The organism is Gryllotalpicola koreensis, from assembly GCF_039538185.1.
GTDB classification, from domain to species: Bacteria; Actinomycetota; Actinomycetes; order Actinomycetales; family Microbacteriaceae; genus Gryllotalpicola; species Gryllotalpicola koreensis.
In genome coordinates, this window is record NZ_BAABBW010000002.1 from 237,072 (window position 1) to 250,491 (window position 13,420).

Consider the following 13,420-nt stretch of genomic DNA (forward strand, 5'->3'; position numbering starts at 1 on the left):
ACCGGCGGGGCCGGGCATAGGCTTACGCGCATGGCGTTGGAGAACGACACCCAGGCCCCCGATTTCGAGCTTCCCAACCAGTTCGGCGAGCCTGTTCGCTTGAGTGATTTCCGCGGACGGAAAGCTGTGGCGCTCGTCTTCTTTCCGCTGGCCTTCTCGGGAACGTGCACCGGCGAGCTGTGCGAGCTGCGCGACAATCTGAGCCTCTTCGACGATGCGTCGGTCGAGCTGATCGGCATCTCGGTCGACTCGAAGTGGGCGCTGCGCGCCTGGGCGGAGACGCAGTGCTACGGATTCCAGCTGCTGGCCGACTTCTGGCCGCACGGCGCCGTCGCGAAGGACTACGGGGTGTTCCTCGCCGAGGCGGGCTTCGCCAACCGCGCGACCTTCGTCATCGACGAGCAGGGCGTGATCAGGGCGAGCTTCATCTCGGCCCCGGGGGAGGCCCGGCCGCTGGCCGCCTACCGCGCCGCGCTTGAGCAGCTGGCCGCGCGCCGCGCCCTGTCCTAGCCCACTAGCCCAGGCGCTCGAGCGCGTCGCTCAGGAAGGCGTCCCGCCTCTTCATCATCACCTCGCGGGTGAGGTCGGGGCGATCGATGGCCTCGATGGTCGTCTCGACGAACCACCCCAGATCCGGCGGTGTGTTGACGCCCGCCACGGCGTCCCAGTAGGCGACGTCCTGCGCGGGCTCTGCGGCTTCGCGCTCCCACCCGGCGAGGACGTGATCGGATGCCTCAGGCCCCCAGCTCAACGCGGCATCGAGGCGCAGCGACGCGAGGTCGACGCCCGCCGGTCCCCGGCCAGCGCAGTCCCAGTCGATGACCGCGACGATCTCACCGTCGCGCCAGAGTGTGTTGCCCGGCCACAGGTCGCCGTGCACGAGTCCGGTGGGGCTCTCCGGATGCATGCCATCGAGCCGCCGGGCCGCGCGCTCGAGAAGCGGGTGCGGTGACGCGGTGCGCAGCGCGTCGAAGTCGACGCCGTCGATGGGCCGTGACACGTGGGGCAGCTCGATGTCGCCGAGGTCCGCGCGGAAGATCACGGCAGCCATGGCGCCCAGCGCCTCGAGCCGCGCCGGGTCGGGCTCGACCGGCTGCGAGCTCGACCCGTCGATCCACTCGATGAGCAGCAGGGACTCCTCATCCGAGATACGCGAGCCGAGCACATCCGGCACCGGCACCCCGTGCTCGTCGGCGATCGGCATCGCGGTCTCGGCGCGTGCCTGCACCCGAGCCTCCGCAGCGGTGCCGACGCGCAGCACGGCTCGGCCGCCCGCAGACGCATCGCCCCAGCCGATCAGCCACGGCGAACCGCCGGCTTTGAGCGGTCTGATCTCGGTCACCGCATCGCCGCCGACGAGCTGGAGGACCCACATGAGCTGGTCCCGCGTCGGGCCGGCGCCTCGTGCACTGGCATCCGTCATGCCATCGACGCTACGCAAGGATGGAGGGATGAGCTACGACGCGCAGGAACGGATCACCGAATACACGGCCCGTCGCATCGAGCTCGTCACGAATGCCCGCTTCGAGGCGCTCGTCGCCGCCTTCGAGGGCGCGGTGCCGGAGTTGACGGATGCCGCGGCGCTCGCCCGCCTCGCCGAGGACGGCGACTGGCAGTCGTTCACCCGCGCTCTGGCGTGGGAGTCGCCGAGCGGCTTCGTGCGCGTGTGGTCGTCCCGGCCCGGCGAACTGCTGGCCGCGGCGGGCAGCGGCCGCCCGAGCGCGGTGTGGCTCATCGTCAACCATGCGATCGGCGCCCGGCTGTTCCGGCACGACCCGGCGACCGTGCTCTACAGCCCGCTGCGCCTCGAGGCGCACGCTGCGGCCGACGCGGGCACGGTGCTCGCCTTCGAGCTGCCGAGCGCTCGGCTGCGCAGCTTCGGAACCAACAAGGTCACCCAGGCCGGTGCCGAACTGGACCGGGCGCTGGGTGACCTTGTCGAGGACCTCGGATTCCCGAGGCCGGGTGCCTTGCGGCGCTAAGGGCTAGACCGCCTCTGCGATGGAGAAGCGGACGTTGCCCTGCTCGCTCACGTCGGCGTCGAGCACCTTGTCGTCGAGCGACAGTGCGGCGTTCGGCTCGAGGAAGACGCGCGCACCGCCCGCCTCCACGACGGTGTCGGCCTCGGCGGGCTGGGGAGCCACCTCGACGGCGTATTCACGGGACTCGGGCGCCGCCGCGCTGATGCGCAGCCCCGCCTCTTCACTGGTGCCCCCGCGCGAGGCGAGGGACTTGACCACGGTGCTGGCGTTCTCGGTCAGGGTGAGCATGGAGCTTCCTTCCGCTGGCGTTCAGGAGACAGCCACGTTTCCGCCTCTCGCGCTCTGCCTCAACCCCATTCGGGGGACATTGCGGAGATTGCCAGGTCGAGAATGGTTCACGATGACCGAACGGGATGAGATCGAACGGATGCTGCGCAGCCGGCTCTCGGAGCTCGAGTCGCGGGCATCCGCGCTCGATGACGCACTGGCCGCCCTCGGCGGCCTGCGCGATGCCAGCACCGACGACGAGCACGATCCCGACGGCGCTCCCGTCTCCGGCGAGTGGTCGCGGCTCACCGGCATCCGTCACGAGATCGAGGCGGAGATCGCGGCGACGAATGCCGCACTGACGCGCCTCGCCGCGGGAGGTTACGGCGTGTGCGCGAGGTGCGGGAGCCCCATCGCGCCGGCCCGCCTCGCGGCGAGGCCGACCGCGACGCTCTGCATCGCCTGCGCCGAGCTCGCCGGCCGTCGCCCGTAGAATCGAGCCGAGGGCCTTTAGCTCAGTTGGTAGAGCACTGCGTTTACACCGCAGGTGTCGTCGGTTCGAGCCCGGCAGGGCCCACCTCAGCGGGCAAGCAGGCGCTGCAGCCGCGCCTTCCTGCGGTTCTCGGCGACGATCCATACGAGGTCGACGTCGCTTGCGGCGCGGGTCTCGAGCTCGCGCCATTCGGCCAGGCCGCGCTCCGGCGCGGCCGCGATCGCGACGCTCCAGCAGTAGCCCAGTGCCTGCCGCAGGGTGCGCACGTCCTCGTGCCGGCGCTCGTCGAACGGCACCGCCTGCAGGCGGTCGGTCGCGCGCAGGCAGGCGTCGAGTGCGGCATCCGCCATCTCCGGCGTGCGCAGCAGACGCGGCTCGCAGATGCCCGCCACGGCGGCACGTACGACACGCGGGTGCCCTGCCAGGAATCCGTCGACCAGATCCCTCAGCAGCTCGGGCGACGCGTCGCCGATGCGCTGCAATGCCATCGCCGCGCCCTCGCGAACCCGCCAGTTGTCATCGGACGCGAGCTCGGTCAGACGCGCGAGCACCGCAGGATCGTCAGGACGCTCGACGTAGAGCCGCCCGAGGGCCGCGGCAGCGCACAGCCGTCGGAACTCGTCGGGGGAGCCGGTCAGCTGCCACACGATCTCCTCGGGCGCGACGTCCGCGAACGCGTCGACGAGGGTCAGATTCGCGCGCGGCCCCGGCAACCCCGAATTCTCATCGAGGTACTTGAGCAGGTGCAGTGGCTTGTGCCGCATCGACAGGAGGTCCTCCTGCGCATCGGTGCGGGCGGTCATGACGGGCTACTTGTTCGGAACGACGATGGTCGGCCCTTCGAGGTTGAGCACGACCGTGTGACTGACCGAACCGAGGAAGAAACGCTGGATGCCGCGCGACGAGCGCGTGCCGACGACGAGCAGCGAGCCGCGGGCCGCCTGGTCGAGCAGCCCCCACGGGGCGAGGCCGTGCACGAGCTTCTTGGTGATGACGAGCTCGGGCCAGTCCTCGGCGAACTGTGCCACCGACTCGTCGAGCACGTCCTGATGCACCTTCTGCAGCGACTCGAGGAAGCCGTCGTCCGGCGGCAGATAGGCGTCCTGCCACGGGGTAGGCTCCTGCCAGACGTGCACGATGACGAGCTCCTCGCCGCCGCGTGCGAGCGCGATGCGCGCCGCCACCCGCGCTGCGGCGAGTGATGCCGGCGTGCCATCGACGCCCACCACGACGCCCGTGCCGAGTTCGCTTTCACCATGGGGGATGAGCGCGACCGGCCCGTTCGCGCGCGCCGCGAGGCGGGCGCCGAAGGAGAACGCGTAGCGCAGCGACAGCCCGCGCCGCCGGTCGGTGCCGACCACGACGAGCTTCTCCGGGCTCGTGAGCCCCGCGAGCACCTGCGGAGGATCGCCCTCCACGATCCGGGTGGTGACGGTGATCGAGGGATGCTTCTTCTCGATCTCGCCTGCGACGGCCTCGGCGTCCCGTTGGATCTGCGCCCGCTGCTCGTCGTCGTAGCTCTTCTTCGCGTCCAGCACCGTCAGCAGCGTCAGCGGCGCGGCGAGCCGATCGATGCGCTGCAGCACCCACTCGAGCGCGGCGTCTGCCGACTCCGCGGGCTTCCAGCCCAGAACGACCTCATCTACCTCGTAAACGCGCTTCCCTGCGGCATCCGTCATGTCGTCACTCAACCGCCGTGCGCCTGCGTTCGTCAAGGTGTCTGAGATACTGAGGTCATGGTCGAAGCTGTGCTCTGGTCCGTCGTCGGTCTCATCGCCCTGGTGGGCACCGTGATCGGCATCGCCGCCGCCGTGTCGCTGGGCTCGTCCGCTTACCGCAAGTAGCTCACATACCGGTAGCGCAGGCCCTCCGGGCTTTCATGCCAGCCCGATTCCGGGTCGACGGATGCCTGCCGCCAGTCGTCGCCGATCGGGGGAGCGAACGCGTCGCCCGGTGCGTCGATGTCGACCTCGGTGACCTCGAGCCGGTCGGCGAGCCCGATCATCTGCGCGTAGATCTCGCCGCCCCCGATGCACCACAGCTGCTTCGCCGGGTCGGCGGCGGCCAGCGCCTGCTCGACCGAGCCGACGACGAGAGCCCCGGGCGCGTCGTACGCCGCGTTGCGCGTCACGACGATGTTGTCGCGCCCCGGCATCGGCCGGATGCGCGCGGGGAACGATTCCCATGTCTTGCGGCCCATGATGACCGTGCCGCCGAGGGTGAACTCCTTGAAGCGCCGCTGCTCGCCGGGGATGTGCCACGGGATGTCGCCCTCGCCGCCGATGACGCCCGTCGTGGTCTGCGCCCAGATCAGCGCGAGCGAAGTGCTCACACCGCGACCGCGGCGCGGATCGTCGGGTGGTGCTGGTAGCCGACGACCTCGAAGTCCTCGTAGGCGTAGTCGAAGATCGACTCCGGCTTCCGGTTCAGTTTCAGCGTCGGGTACGGGTACGGGTCGCGCGTCAGCTGCTCGGCGACCTGCTCGACGTGGTTGTCGTAGATGTGGCAGTCGCCGCCAGTCCACACGAAGTCGCCGAGCTCGAGGCCGGTCTGCTGGGCGACCAGGTGCGTGAGCAGCGCATAGCTCGCGATGTTGAACGGCACGCCGAGGAACAGGTCGGCGCTGCGCTGGTAGAGCTGGCAGCTCAGCTTGCCGTCGGCAACGTAGAACTGGAACAGCGCGTGGCACGGCATGAGCGCCATCTGGTCGAGCTCGCCGACGTTCCAGGCGCTCACGATGATGCGGCGCGAGTCGGGCGTGGTCTTCAGCTGCTCGATCACCTGGCTGATCTGGTCGATGTGACGGCCGTCAGGGGTGGGCCATGAGCGCCACTGCACCCCGTACACCGGGCCGAGCTCGCCTGCGGCATCCGCCCATTCGTCCCAGATGGTGACCCCGTTGTCGCGCAACCACTGCACATTGCTCTCGCCCCTGAGGAACCAGAGCAGCTCGTAGGCGATCGACTTGAAGTGCACGCGCTTCGTGGTGATGAGCGGGAAGCCCTCAGCGAGATCGAAGCGCAGCTGTCGCCCGAACACGCTGCGCGTGCCCGTTCCGGTGCGGTCGCTCTTGTGCGCTCCCGTCGCCATGACGTCGCGCAGCAGGTCTTCGTACGGAGTCTCGATCAGCGCACCCACGACACCAAGGTTACGGCGCAGGCGCGGCTGCGGGCGCGCGGGTTCCAAGGGAGTACGGATGCCCGGCCGATAGGCTGATCACGTGGAAAAAGGCGGCAATGGGGACGGCGTGTCGCGATCCGGCGACCCCGGCATGGGCGATGACCCGGAGGTCACCGCGATCACGCGACGCCTCGACCGCACCGGCGACACCCTGGGGGCGATGAACGAGCTCGAGCAGCTGCTCATCGAGCGCACGGGGCAGATCCCGGTCATCTCGCCGGAGCTGCTCGCCGCTCACTCGGCGCGCATCGAACGGACGGAGGCACTGCAGGCGTCAGCCGAGCCAGAGCAGGAACAGCCGTCAGACCCGGTCCTCATCGACTGGGCGCTGCCTGCCCGCGCCCCGCTCGACCCGGCGCCGGTCTTCGACCCTTGGGTCGACCCTGAAGCGATCGCCGCGGCGTTCGACGCCGACGCCGGCCAGGAATTCACCGACGTCTCGACGAAGGTCTTCGCCGTGTTCTCTGCCGAGCGGCTTGAGGCCGAGAGGTCAGAGCCCGAGCCTGCACCTGAGCCGCAACCGGTTCCGGTTCCTGCGCTCGAATCCGAGGACCTCGACGAGCTCGACGGCATCGACGACCTCGTCAGCGCCCCACCACCCCCGCCTGCCCCACTCGCCGCAGAGCCGCCGCCGAACGAGCCCGCGCCCGCGGAGGAGGAGCCCGCGCCGAAGCCGAAGCGCCGGTTCTGGCCGTTCGGCCGCCGCTAGGCTGGCAGGCATGCCGTACGCCCTCTCCGACGTGCTCGCCGTCACCGAGCGGCTCTGGCCGGCCGATGGCGCGGAGAGCTGGGATGCCCCCGGCCTCGTCGCCGGCGCCCCGGGCCAGAGCGTGTCGTCGATCCACCTCGTCGTCGACGCCGTCACCGAGTCCCTCGACGAGGCGATCGCAAGCGGCGCCGACCTGGTCATCGCTCATCACCCGCTTCTGCTGTTCGGGGTGAAGTCGGTCGCCGAGACGCACTACAAGGGCTCCGTGCTCGCGAAGCTGATCCGCTCGCAGACCGCCCTGCTTTCCGCCCACACGAACGCCGATGTCGTCGCCGACGGCACGAGCGCCGTCCTCGCGGAGCGGCTCGGGCTCGCCGGCATCCGCCCCATCGCCCCGTCGGCGGCGCCCGGCACCGGCATCGGCCGCGTCGGTGAACTGCCCGAAGCCGTCAGCCTCGGCCGTCTCGCCCGCACGCTGGCCGACGTGCTGCCGCCGACCGCAGGCGGCATCCGTGTCGCCGGCTCCTACGACCAGCCCGTGCGCACCGTCGCCGTCTGCGGGGGAGCGGGCGACTCGTTGCTCGCGCACCCCGAGGTGCTGGCCGCCGACGTCTACATCACCGCCGATCTGCGTCACCACCCCGCCTCGGAGGCCCGCGAGCAGCACCTGCTCGGCGCCGGCCCCGCCCTCATCGACGTGTCGCACTGGGCCAGCGAGTGGCTCTGGCTCGACACGGCGGCCGCCCAGCTGCGGCACGAGCTGCCCGAGGCATCCGTCACCGTCAGCGAAGTCCGGACGGACCCGTGGGACTTCGCGATCGTCCGCTGAGAAAAGAGATACATGAAAGCGTCCCCCGCGCATCAGAAGGAGCTGTTGCGCCTGCAGGAGCAGGACAACCGGTTGGCCCGCATCGCCCACAGCCTGAAGAATCTGCCGCAGGACAAGCAGCTCGACGAGCTGAAGCCGCAGGCGGAGCAGCTGAGGGCGCGCCTCGTCGAAGTGACGGGACGGCTTGAGGATGCCAAGGCCGAGCAGCAGCGCCTGGAGTCGGACGTCGCGGTGGTCGAGCAGCGCCTCGCGCGGGACGCCGAGCGTCTGCAGGTCTCGGTGTCGCCGAAGGACATCGAGGGCCTCGAGGCCGAGATCGCGTCGCTGAACCGTCGCCGTTCGACCCTCGAGGACGCCGAGCTCGAGGTGATGGAGCGCGCCGAGACCGCAGAGCAGGAACTCGCGGCGGTCAAGGCCGAGCAGGAGCAGCTGGCGGCATCCGTCGACTCGCTCACGACCGCGCGCGACGCCGAGATCGCCAGATTCCAGCGCGAGCGCGATGACGCGGCCGCCGACCGCATGGTGGTGGCGCAGGGGATTCCGCAGGAGCTGCTCGACCTCTACGAGCGGCAGCGCTCGCGCTACGGCGTCGGGGCCGCCGCAGTGCGCGGGGGAGTGAATCTCGGCACCAACCTCACCATCTCGCCGAGCGACCTCAACGCGGTGCGCGCCGCAGCGCCTGACGAGGTCATCATCGACAGCGACTCGGGAGCGATCCTCGTGAGGGACGAGAACTCGTAGAATCAGTCCCTAGGAATGGGTCGGCAAGACGGCCGCGTCAGTCCGGTGCTCGCATCGGCTGCCGAGGAACGTCCGGGCTCCGCAGAGCAGGGCGGTGGGTAACACCCACCCGGGGCAACCCGCGAGACAGTGCCACAGAGAACAGACCGCCGTGCGGCTGAGGTCGTGCGGTAAGGGTGAAACGGTGGGGTAAGAGCCCACCAGCGACCGGGGCGACCCGGCCGGCTCGGCAAACCTCGCCCGGAGCAAGGTCAGACAGGGGACCATGAGGCTGCTCGTCTCGTCCCCGGGTAGACCGCTGGAGCGGCACGGCAACGTGTCGCCGAGAGAGATGGCCGTCCAGGAATCCGCTTGATCGCGATTTCGAACAGAACCCGGCGTATCAGCCGGCCCATTCCGCCCGTTTCGCTCCGCGCTCTTCGGCCCTTTCGGAGCGGAACGGGGCGTCGCTTCTCGCGCATTCTCCGAACGGAGGACGGTGGAAGCGGTTCACCGCCCTGCGCTCCCCGCTGCGCGCTACGTCGACAACGATCCTCCGTTCGGAGAATGCGGCACACGCAACTCCAGGCCGGTGCAGAGACGAGCCTGCTCGAGCGCGTCCGCGAGCATCACCTGTGCCCGTGACGGCACGGGCTTGTGGTCGTGCACGGCCCTCGCCGCAGCCGCACGCGAGGGCAGCGGCCATCGAAGCGGAGCCCAGTGACGCGCCACTTCACGGCCATCGGCCACGGCGGCGAGCGTTCGACCGGCGTGGCGTGGCACTCTGACGTGCAGGCGCCCGTCCTGCGGGGCGTCAATTCCGTGGATCCGCAGCAGACTCACGCAGTCCAGAAGTCCGCCCACGCGAAGCGCATCGAGTTCGTCCTCCGTCAGGTGATTGCACGCCTGAAGTCCGCGCCGTACGCGGACGATGTCGCGGCTCAACTGATACACATCGACCACAGAGTGCTGGCCGTGAACGGATGCCACGAGCTGCGCCGTCGTGGCAACGTGTCCGAATTCGCAGAGAGTCAAAGCCATGCAGAGAGCATCGCGGAGGCACGACAGGCGCGTGCTCTGCTCTCCACAGGGCTACGCGTGCTTCTTTGCGGCGAGGGCTGCGGCGCCGAGGATGCCGGCGTTGTTGAGGAACTGCGCCGGGACCATCTCCGTCTCGATGTCCACGAACTCGCCCCATTCGTCGAAGTGCTTGCTGACGCCGCCGCCGACGATGAAGACGTCGGGGGAGAACAGCTTCTCGAGCGTGCGGTAGTACTTGGTGAGGCGCTTGCCCCAGCGCTCCCAGGAGAGGTCGTCACGCTCCTTCGCGGAGAACGCCGCCTTCGACTCCGCGTCGTGGCCGTCGATCTCGAGGTGGCCGAGCTCGGTGTTCGGCACCAGCATGCCGTCGACGATGAGCGCCGACCCGATGCCGGTGCCGAGGGTCGTCAGCATGACGACGCCCTTGCGGCCCTTCGCTGCGCCGTACTCCGTCTCGGCGAAGCCCGCGGCGTCGGCGTCGTTCACGAACAGGATCGGCCGGCCGATCGCCTGCTCGAAGAACTTCTCGGCCTCGAAGCCGATCCACTTCTTCGACACGTTCGCGGCTGACATCGTCTTGCCGTGTCGCACGACGGCCGGGAAGTCGACGCCGATCGGCAGTGACGGGTCCGCCTTGAGCTGCTCGAGGACCTTCTTGGTCGTCTCGACGATGTCGTCGGGCTTGCCGCCTTCGGGGGTGGGGAGCTTCACGCGGGGCGACACCAGGGCGCCGGTCGCGAGATCGACGATCCCGCCCTTGATGCCTGTTCCGCCGATGTCGATGCCGATCGCCGTGGTCGTCATGGCGACAGGTTATCGTGCGCCCGCGGCCCCTATGGAAGCGTCAGGACTTCCGCGCCGCGCTCGGTGACGACGAGGGTGTGCTCGAACTGGGCGGTGATCGACCTGTCGCGCGTCGTGACGGTCCAGTCGTCGTCCCACATGTCCCACGCGATGCCGCCGAGCGTGAGCATCGGCTCGATCGTGAACACCATGCCGGGCTCCATCACGGTGTCATAGAGGGGCGCGGAGTCGTAGTGGGGGATGATCAGCCCCGAATGGAACGACCGCCCGACACCGTGCCCCGTGAAGTCGCGCACCACGCCATAGCCGAAGCGCTTGGCATAAGCCTCGATCGCGCGGCCGATGACGTTCACCTGACGCCCGGGGGCCACGGCCTTGATGCCGCGGTTCAGCGCCTCGCGGGTGCGGTCGACGAGGTCGACGACCTCCTGCTTCGGCGTGCCGACCAGGAAGGTCTGGTTGCTGTCGCCGTGGAATCCGTTCTTATATGCCGTGATGTCGATGTTGACGATGTCGCCGTCCTCGAGAATGGTGTCGTCGGGGATGCCGTGGCAGATCACCTCGTTGAGCGACGAGCACAGCGACTTCGGGTAGCCGCGGTAGCCGAGCGTCGACGGGTAGGCGCCGTTGGCGACGAGGAACTCGTGACCGATGCGGTCGAGCTCGTCGGTCGTCACGCCCGGAACCGCATGTTGCCCGACCAGTTCGATCGCCTGCGCGGCGATGCGGCCGGACTCGCGGATGAGCGCGACCTCCTCCGCCGAGTAGATATCGCCCGCGGTGTTCTTCTCAGGCGACGGCTTCCCGACATATTCCGGTCGGGGAATGTCGGACGGAACCGGGCGGCGCGGGGAGATGCGGCCCGGGGTCAGGTGACCGGCGGAATCCTTGGGCATACGATCAAGCTTATGAGCGATGACGCGGTGCCCGACCTCGAGCACAAGTGGTGGTACAACGACAAGACCGGCGCCGTCGAGCAGGGCTTCGTCTCCCCTGCGTTGCAGCGCATCGGGCCGTTCGACACGAAGGAAGAGGCCGAGCACGCGCTCGAGAAGCTCCGCGAGAACAGCGCGAAGTGGGCGGAAGAGGACGCCGAAGAGGACTACTGACCTCGCCTCAGTAACTGTTCTCCGGCCCGGGGTAGACGCCGTTCTCGACATCGCCCTTCCATGCCACCGCCGCGTCGCGCAGGGTTTGGCCGATCTGCGCGTACTGCTTGACGAACTTCGGGATGCGGCCCTGCGTGAGCCCGGCCCAATCCGTCCAGACGAGCAGCTGGCCGTCACAGTGCGGCCCGGCGCCGACACTGATCGTCGGGATCGACAGCGCCGCGGTGACCTTCGCCGCGGCATCCGCCGGCACCATCTCGAGCACGACGGCGAAGGCGCCGGCCTCTTCGATCGCCTTCGCGTCGGCGAGCAGCTGCTCCTCACCGCTGCCTCGGCCCTGGATCACGTGGCCGCCGAGCTGGTGCTCGCTCTGCGGCGTGAAGCCGATGTGCGCCATCACCGGGATGCCCGCGTCGACGATGCGGCGGATCTGATCGGCCGATCGGATGCCGCCCTCGAGCTTCACGGCGTGCGCGCCGGTCTCCTTCATCATGCGGATCGCGGTGTGCACGGCATCCCTGGTGTTCGCCTCGTACGATCCGAACGGCATGTCCGCGATCACGAAGGCGCGGGTGACCGCCCCGGCCACGGCGCGTACGAGCGGAATGAGCTCGTCCACCGTGACCGGAAGGGTGGTGTCATAGCCGAAGACGTTGTTGCCGGCCGAGTCGCCGACGAGCAGGAAGTCGATACCTGCCTCGTCGAAGATGTGGGCGGTGAGCTGGTCGTAGCTCGTCAAGCCCGTGATCTTGATGCCGTTCTTCTTGGCGTTGAGGAAATGCCTGGTGCGGACGCGCTTGAGGTTCTGCGGTGCCCCGCCGTATGGCGCTTCTTCGCGCATGGCGGACGACCCGGAGTTCTCCTGTGTCATGGCGCCAGTCTAGGGAGCACCATCCACTAGCCTGAGGACAGAAGGGAAGGGGCCCAATGTCCATGGACAAGCAGCGGGACTTCGTACTGCGCACCATCGAGGAGCGCGGCGTCAAGTTCGTGCGCCTCTGGTTCACCGACGTCGTCGGCACGCTCAAGTCGGTCGCTCTCGCACCCGCCGAGGTCGAGGGAGCGTTCACGGAGGGCCTCGGCTTCGACGGCTCGGCGATCGAGGGGCTGACGCGCGCCTATGAATCCGATCTGCTCGCCCACCCTGACCCCACGACGTTCCAGATCCTGCCGTGGCGCGGCGAGATCGACCCGACCGCGCGCATGTTCTGCGACATCACGACGCCCGACGGCGAGCCCGCGGTCGCCGACCCGCGCAATGTGCTCAAGCGCACGCTAGAGAAGGCGGCCGAGGCCGGCTTCACCTTCTACACGCACCCCGAGATCGAGTTCTACCTGCTCAAGTCCGCGCGCTTCGGCGAGGGCGGCCCCGAGCCTGTCGACGCCGCCGGCTACTTCGACAACGTGCCGGGCGGCACCGCGCACGACTTCCGCCGCCGGGCGGTGCGCATGCTCGAGGACCTCGGCATCTCGGTCGAGTTCAGCCACCACGAGGCGGGCCCCGGCCAGAACGAGATCGATCTGCGCTACGCCGACGCGCTGACGATGGCCGACAACATCATGACGTTCCGCACGGTCGTCAAAGAGGTCGCGATCGAACAAGGCGTCTATGCCACCTTCATGCCGAAGCCGCTCGCCGGCCACCCCGGCAGCGGCATGCACACGCACATGTCGCTGTTCGAGGGCGACACGAACGCGTTCTACGAGGCAGGCGCGCAGTACCAGCTGTCGAAGACGGCGCGGAAGTTCATCGCGGGCCTGCTGCGGCACGCGCCCGAGATCAGCGCCGTCACCAACCAGTTCGTGAACTCGTACAAGCGGCTGTGGTCGGGCGATGAGGCGCCGAGCTATGTCAGCTGGGGCCACAACAACCGCTCGGCGCTCGTGCGCGTGCCGCTGTACAAGCCGAACAAGGGCCAGAGCGCACGCATCGAGTACCGCGCGATCGACTCCGCCGCGAACCCGTATCTCGCGTACTCGCTCATGCTCGCTGCCGGTCTCACGGGCATCCAGGAGGACTACGAGCTTCCGGAGGAGGCCACGGAGGACGTCTGGTCGCTGACGGATGCCGAGCGCAAGGCCCTCGGATACGAGGCGCTGCCCTCGAACCTCGACGAGGCGATCCGCCTCATGGAGAACTCCGAGCTGGTCGCAGAGACCCTCGGCGAGCAGGTCTTCGAGAACGTGCTGCGCAACAAGCGGCAGGAGTGGGTGGGCTACCGCGCCCAGGTCACCCCGTGGGAGCTGCGCTCGAACCTTGAGCTGCTCTAGATCCCTTCGGCCACC

18 protein-coding genes, 1 tRNA gene and 1 other RNA gene are annotated in these 13,420 nt (G+C 69.0%); 10 read left to right on the forward strand and 10 right to left on the reverse strand.

What is annotated here, in order from left to right; all coding sequences use genetic code 11:
• The first annotated feature begins 30 nt into the window (after positions 1-30).
• Entirely contained in the window at positions 31-510 is a 480-nt protein-coding gene (locus ABD708_RS06080) for a peroxiredoxin (protein ID WP_344752399.1), read from the forward strand.
• Between the two features lie 4 nt (positions 511-514).
• On the opposite strand, the gene ABD708_RS06085 is transcribed toward ABD708_RS06080, so the two are convergent.
• Positions 515-1,423 carry a phosphotransferase enzyme family protein gene (locus tag ABD708_RS06085; protein ID WP_344752400.1) on the reverse strand — a complete coding sequence of 303 codons (909 nt, stop codon included), beginning with the start codon at positions 1,421-1,423 and terminating at the stop codon, positions 515-517.
• 28 nt (positions 1,424-1,451) lie between these two features.
• Here ABD708_RS06085 and ABD708_RS06090 point away from each other — a divergent pair, with 28 nt between their 5' ends.
• Complete coding sequence (locus tag ABD708_RS06090) at positions 1,452-1,982, forward strand: hypothetical protein (RefSeq protein ID WP_344752401.1); 531 nt, start codon at positions 1,452-1,454, stop codon at positions 1,980-1,982.
• Between the two features lie 3 nt (positions 1,983-1,985).
• Here the strand turns inward: ABD708_RS06090 and ABD708_RS06095 are convergent, their stop codons facing one another.
• A complete protein-coding gene (locus ABD708_RS06095) occupies positions 1,986-2,270 on the reverse strand; it encodes a Fe-S cluster assembly protein HesB (protein WP_344752402.1) in 285 nt (94 codons plus the stop codon).
• 112 nt (positions 2,271-2,382) lie between these two features.
• Here ABD708_RS06095 and ABD708_RS06100 point away from each other — a divergent pair, with 112 nt between their 5' ends.
• Both ABD708_RS06100 and ABD708_RS06105 read left to right on the forward strand, forming a co-directional pair.
• Entirely contained in the window at positions 2,383-2,742 is a 360-nt protein-coding gene (locus tag ABD708_RS06100; protein WP_344752403.1) for a TraR/DksA family transcriptional regulator, read from the forward strand.
• A gap of 11 nt (positions 2,743-2,753) precedes the next feature.
• Positions 2,754-2,826: transfer RNA gene (locus ABD708_RS06105), tRNA-Val, on the forward strand.
• 2 nt (positions 2,827-2,828) lie between these two features.
• On the opposite strand, the gene ABD708_RS06110 is transcribed toward ABD708_RS06105, so the two are convergent.
• From ABD708_RS06110 to ABD708_RS06125, 4 genes are all read right to left on the reverse strand, one after another.
• Positions 2,829-3,545 carry a HEAT repeat domain-containing protein gene (locus ABD708_RS06110; protein WP_344752404.1) on the reverse strand — a complete coding sequence of 239 codons (717 nt, stop codon included), beginning with the start codon at positions 3,543-3,545 and terminating at the stop codon, positions 2,829-2,831.
• 6 nt (positions 3,546-3,551) lie between these two features.
• Positions 3,552-4,421, reverse strand: coding sequence for a universal stress protein (locus ABD708_RS06115; RefSeq protein ID WP_344752405.1), 870 nt, complete (start codon positions 4,419-4,421; stop codon positions 3,552-3,554).
• 152 nt (positions 4,422-4,573) lie between these two features.
• Positions 4,574-5,074, reverse strand: a complete 501-nt coding sequence (locus ABD708_RS06120) for a dihydrofolate reductase (RefSeq protein ID WP_344752406.1) — start codon at positions 5,072-5,074, stop codon at positions 4,574-4,576.
• A complete protein-coding gene (locus ABD708_RS06125) occupies positions 5,071-5,832 on the reverse strand; it encodes a thymidylate synthase (protein WP_344753361.1) in 762 nt (253 codons plus the stop codon). Before ABD708_RS06125 ends, ABD708_RS06120 begins: the two co-directional genes overlap by 4 nt.
• A gap of 157 nt (positions 5,833-5,989) precedes the next feature.
• Here ABD708_RS06125 and ABD708_RS06130 point away from each other — a divergent pair, with 157 nt between their 5' ends.
• From ABD708_RS06130 to rnpB, 4 genes are all read left to right on the forward strand, one after another.
• On the forward strand, positions 5,990-6,631 hold the full coding sequence (locus ABD708_RS06130) for a hypothetical protein (RefSeq protein ID WP_344752407.1): 642 nt from the start codon (positions 5,990-5,992) through the stop codon (positions 6,629-6,631).
• Between the two features lie 10 nt (positions 6,632-6,641).
• Complete coding sequence (locus tag ABD708_RS06135) at positions 6,642-7,460, forward strand: Nif3-like dinuclear metal center hexameric protein (RefSeq protein ID WP_344752408.1); 819 nt, start codon at positions 6,642-6,644, stop codon at positions 7,458-7,460.
• Between the two features lie 12 nt (positions 7,461-7,472).
• A complete protein-coding gene (locus ABD708_RS06140; protein WP_344752409.1) occupies positions 7,473-8,201 on the forward strand; it encodes a zinc ribbon domain-containing protein in 729 nt (242 codons plus the stop codon).
• 16 nt (positions 8,202-8,217) lie between these two features.
• An RNA gene (gene rnpB, locus ABD708_RS06145) (RNase P RNA component class A) lies at positions 8,218-8,599 on the forward strand.
• Between the two features lie 118 nt (positions 8,600-8,717).
• Here rnpB and ABD708_RS06150 read toward each other — a convergent pair.
• The 3 genes from ABD708_RS06150 to map are packed head-to-tail and all read right to left on the reverse strand — an operon-like array spanning position 8,718 to position 10,921.
• Positions 8,718-9,221, reverse strand: coding sequence for a hypothetical protein (locus tag ABD708_RS06150; RefSeq protein ID WP_344752410.1), 504 nt, complete (start codon positions 9,219-9,221; stop codon positions 8,718-8,720).
• Between the two features lie 51 nt (positions 9,222-9,272).
• Positions 9,273-10,025: a polyphosphate--glucose phosphotransferase gene (gene ppgK, locus ABD708_RS06155; protein WP_344752411.1), complete on the reverse strand. Its 753-nt coding sequence runs from the start codon at positions 10,023-10,025 to the stop codon at positions 9,273-9,275.
• Positions 10,026-10,054: 29 nt separating this feature from the next.
• Entirely contained in the window at positions 10,055-10,921 is an 867-nt protein-coding gene (gene map, locus ABD708_RS06160) for a type I methionyl aminopeptidase (protein WP_344752412.1), read from the reverse strand.
• A 12-nt stretch (positions 10,922-10,933) separates the two neighbouring features.
• On the opposite strand from map, the gene ABD708_RS06165 reads away from it, so the two are divergent.
• A complete protein-coding gene (locus ABD708_RS06165) occupies positions 10,934-11,134 on the forward strand; it encodes an SPOR domain-containing protein (protein ID WP_344752413.1) in 201 nt (66 codons plus the stop codon).
• Positions 11,135-11,141: 7 nt separating this feature from the next.
• Here ABD708_RS06165 and panB read toward each other — a convergent pair whose 3' ends face one another.
• On the reverse strand, positions 11,142-11,975 hold the full coding sequence (gene panB / locus ABD708_RS06170; RefSeq protein ID WP_344753363.1) for a 3-methyl-2-oxobutanoate hydroxymethyltransferase: 834 nt from the start codon (positions 11,973-11,975) through the stop codon (positions 11,142-11,144).
• 92 nt (positions 11,976-12,067) lie between these two features.
• Between panB and glnA the strand changes: the two genes are divergently transcribed.
• Complete coding sequence (gene glnA / locus ABD708_RS06175; protein WP_344752414.1) at positions 12,068-13,405, forward strand: type I glutamate--ammonia ligase; 1,338 nt, start codon at positions 12,068-12,070, stop codon at positions 13,403-13,405.
• Positions 13,406-13,420: the final 15 nt, after the last annotated feature.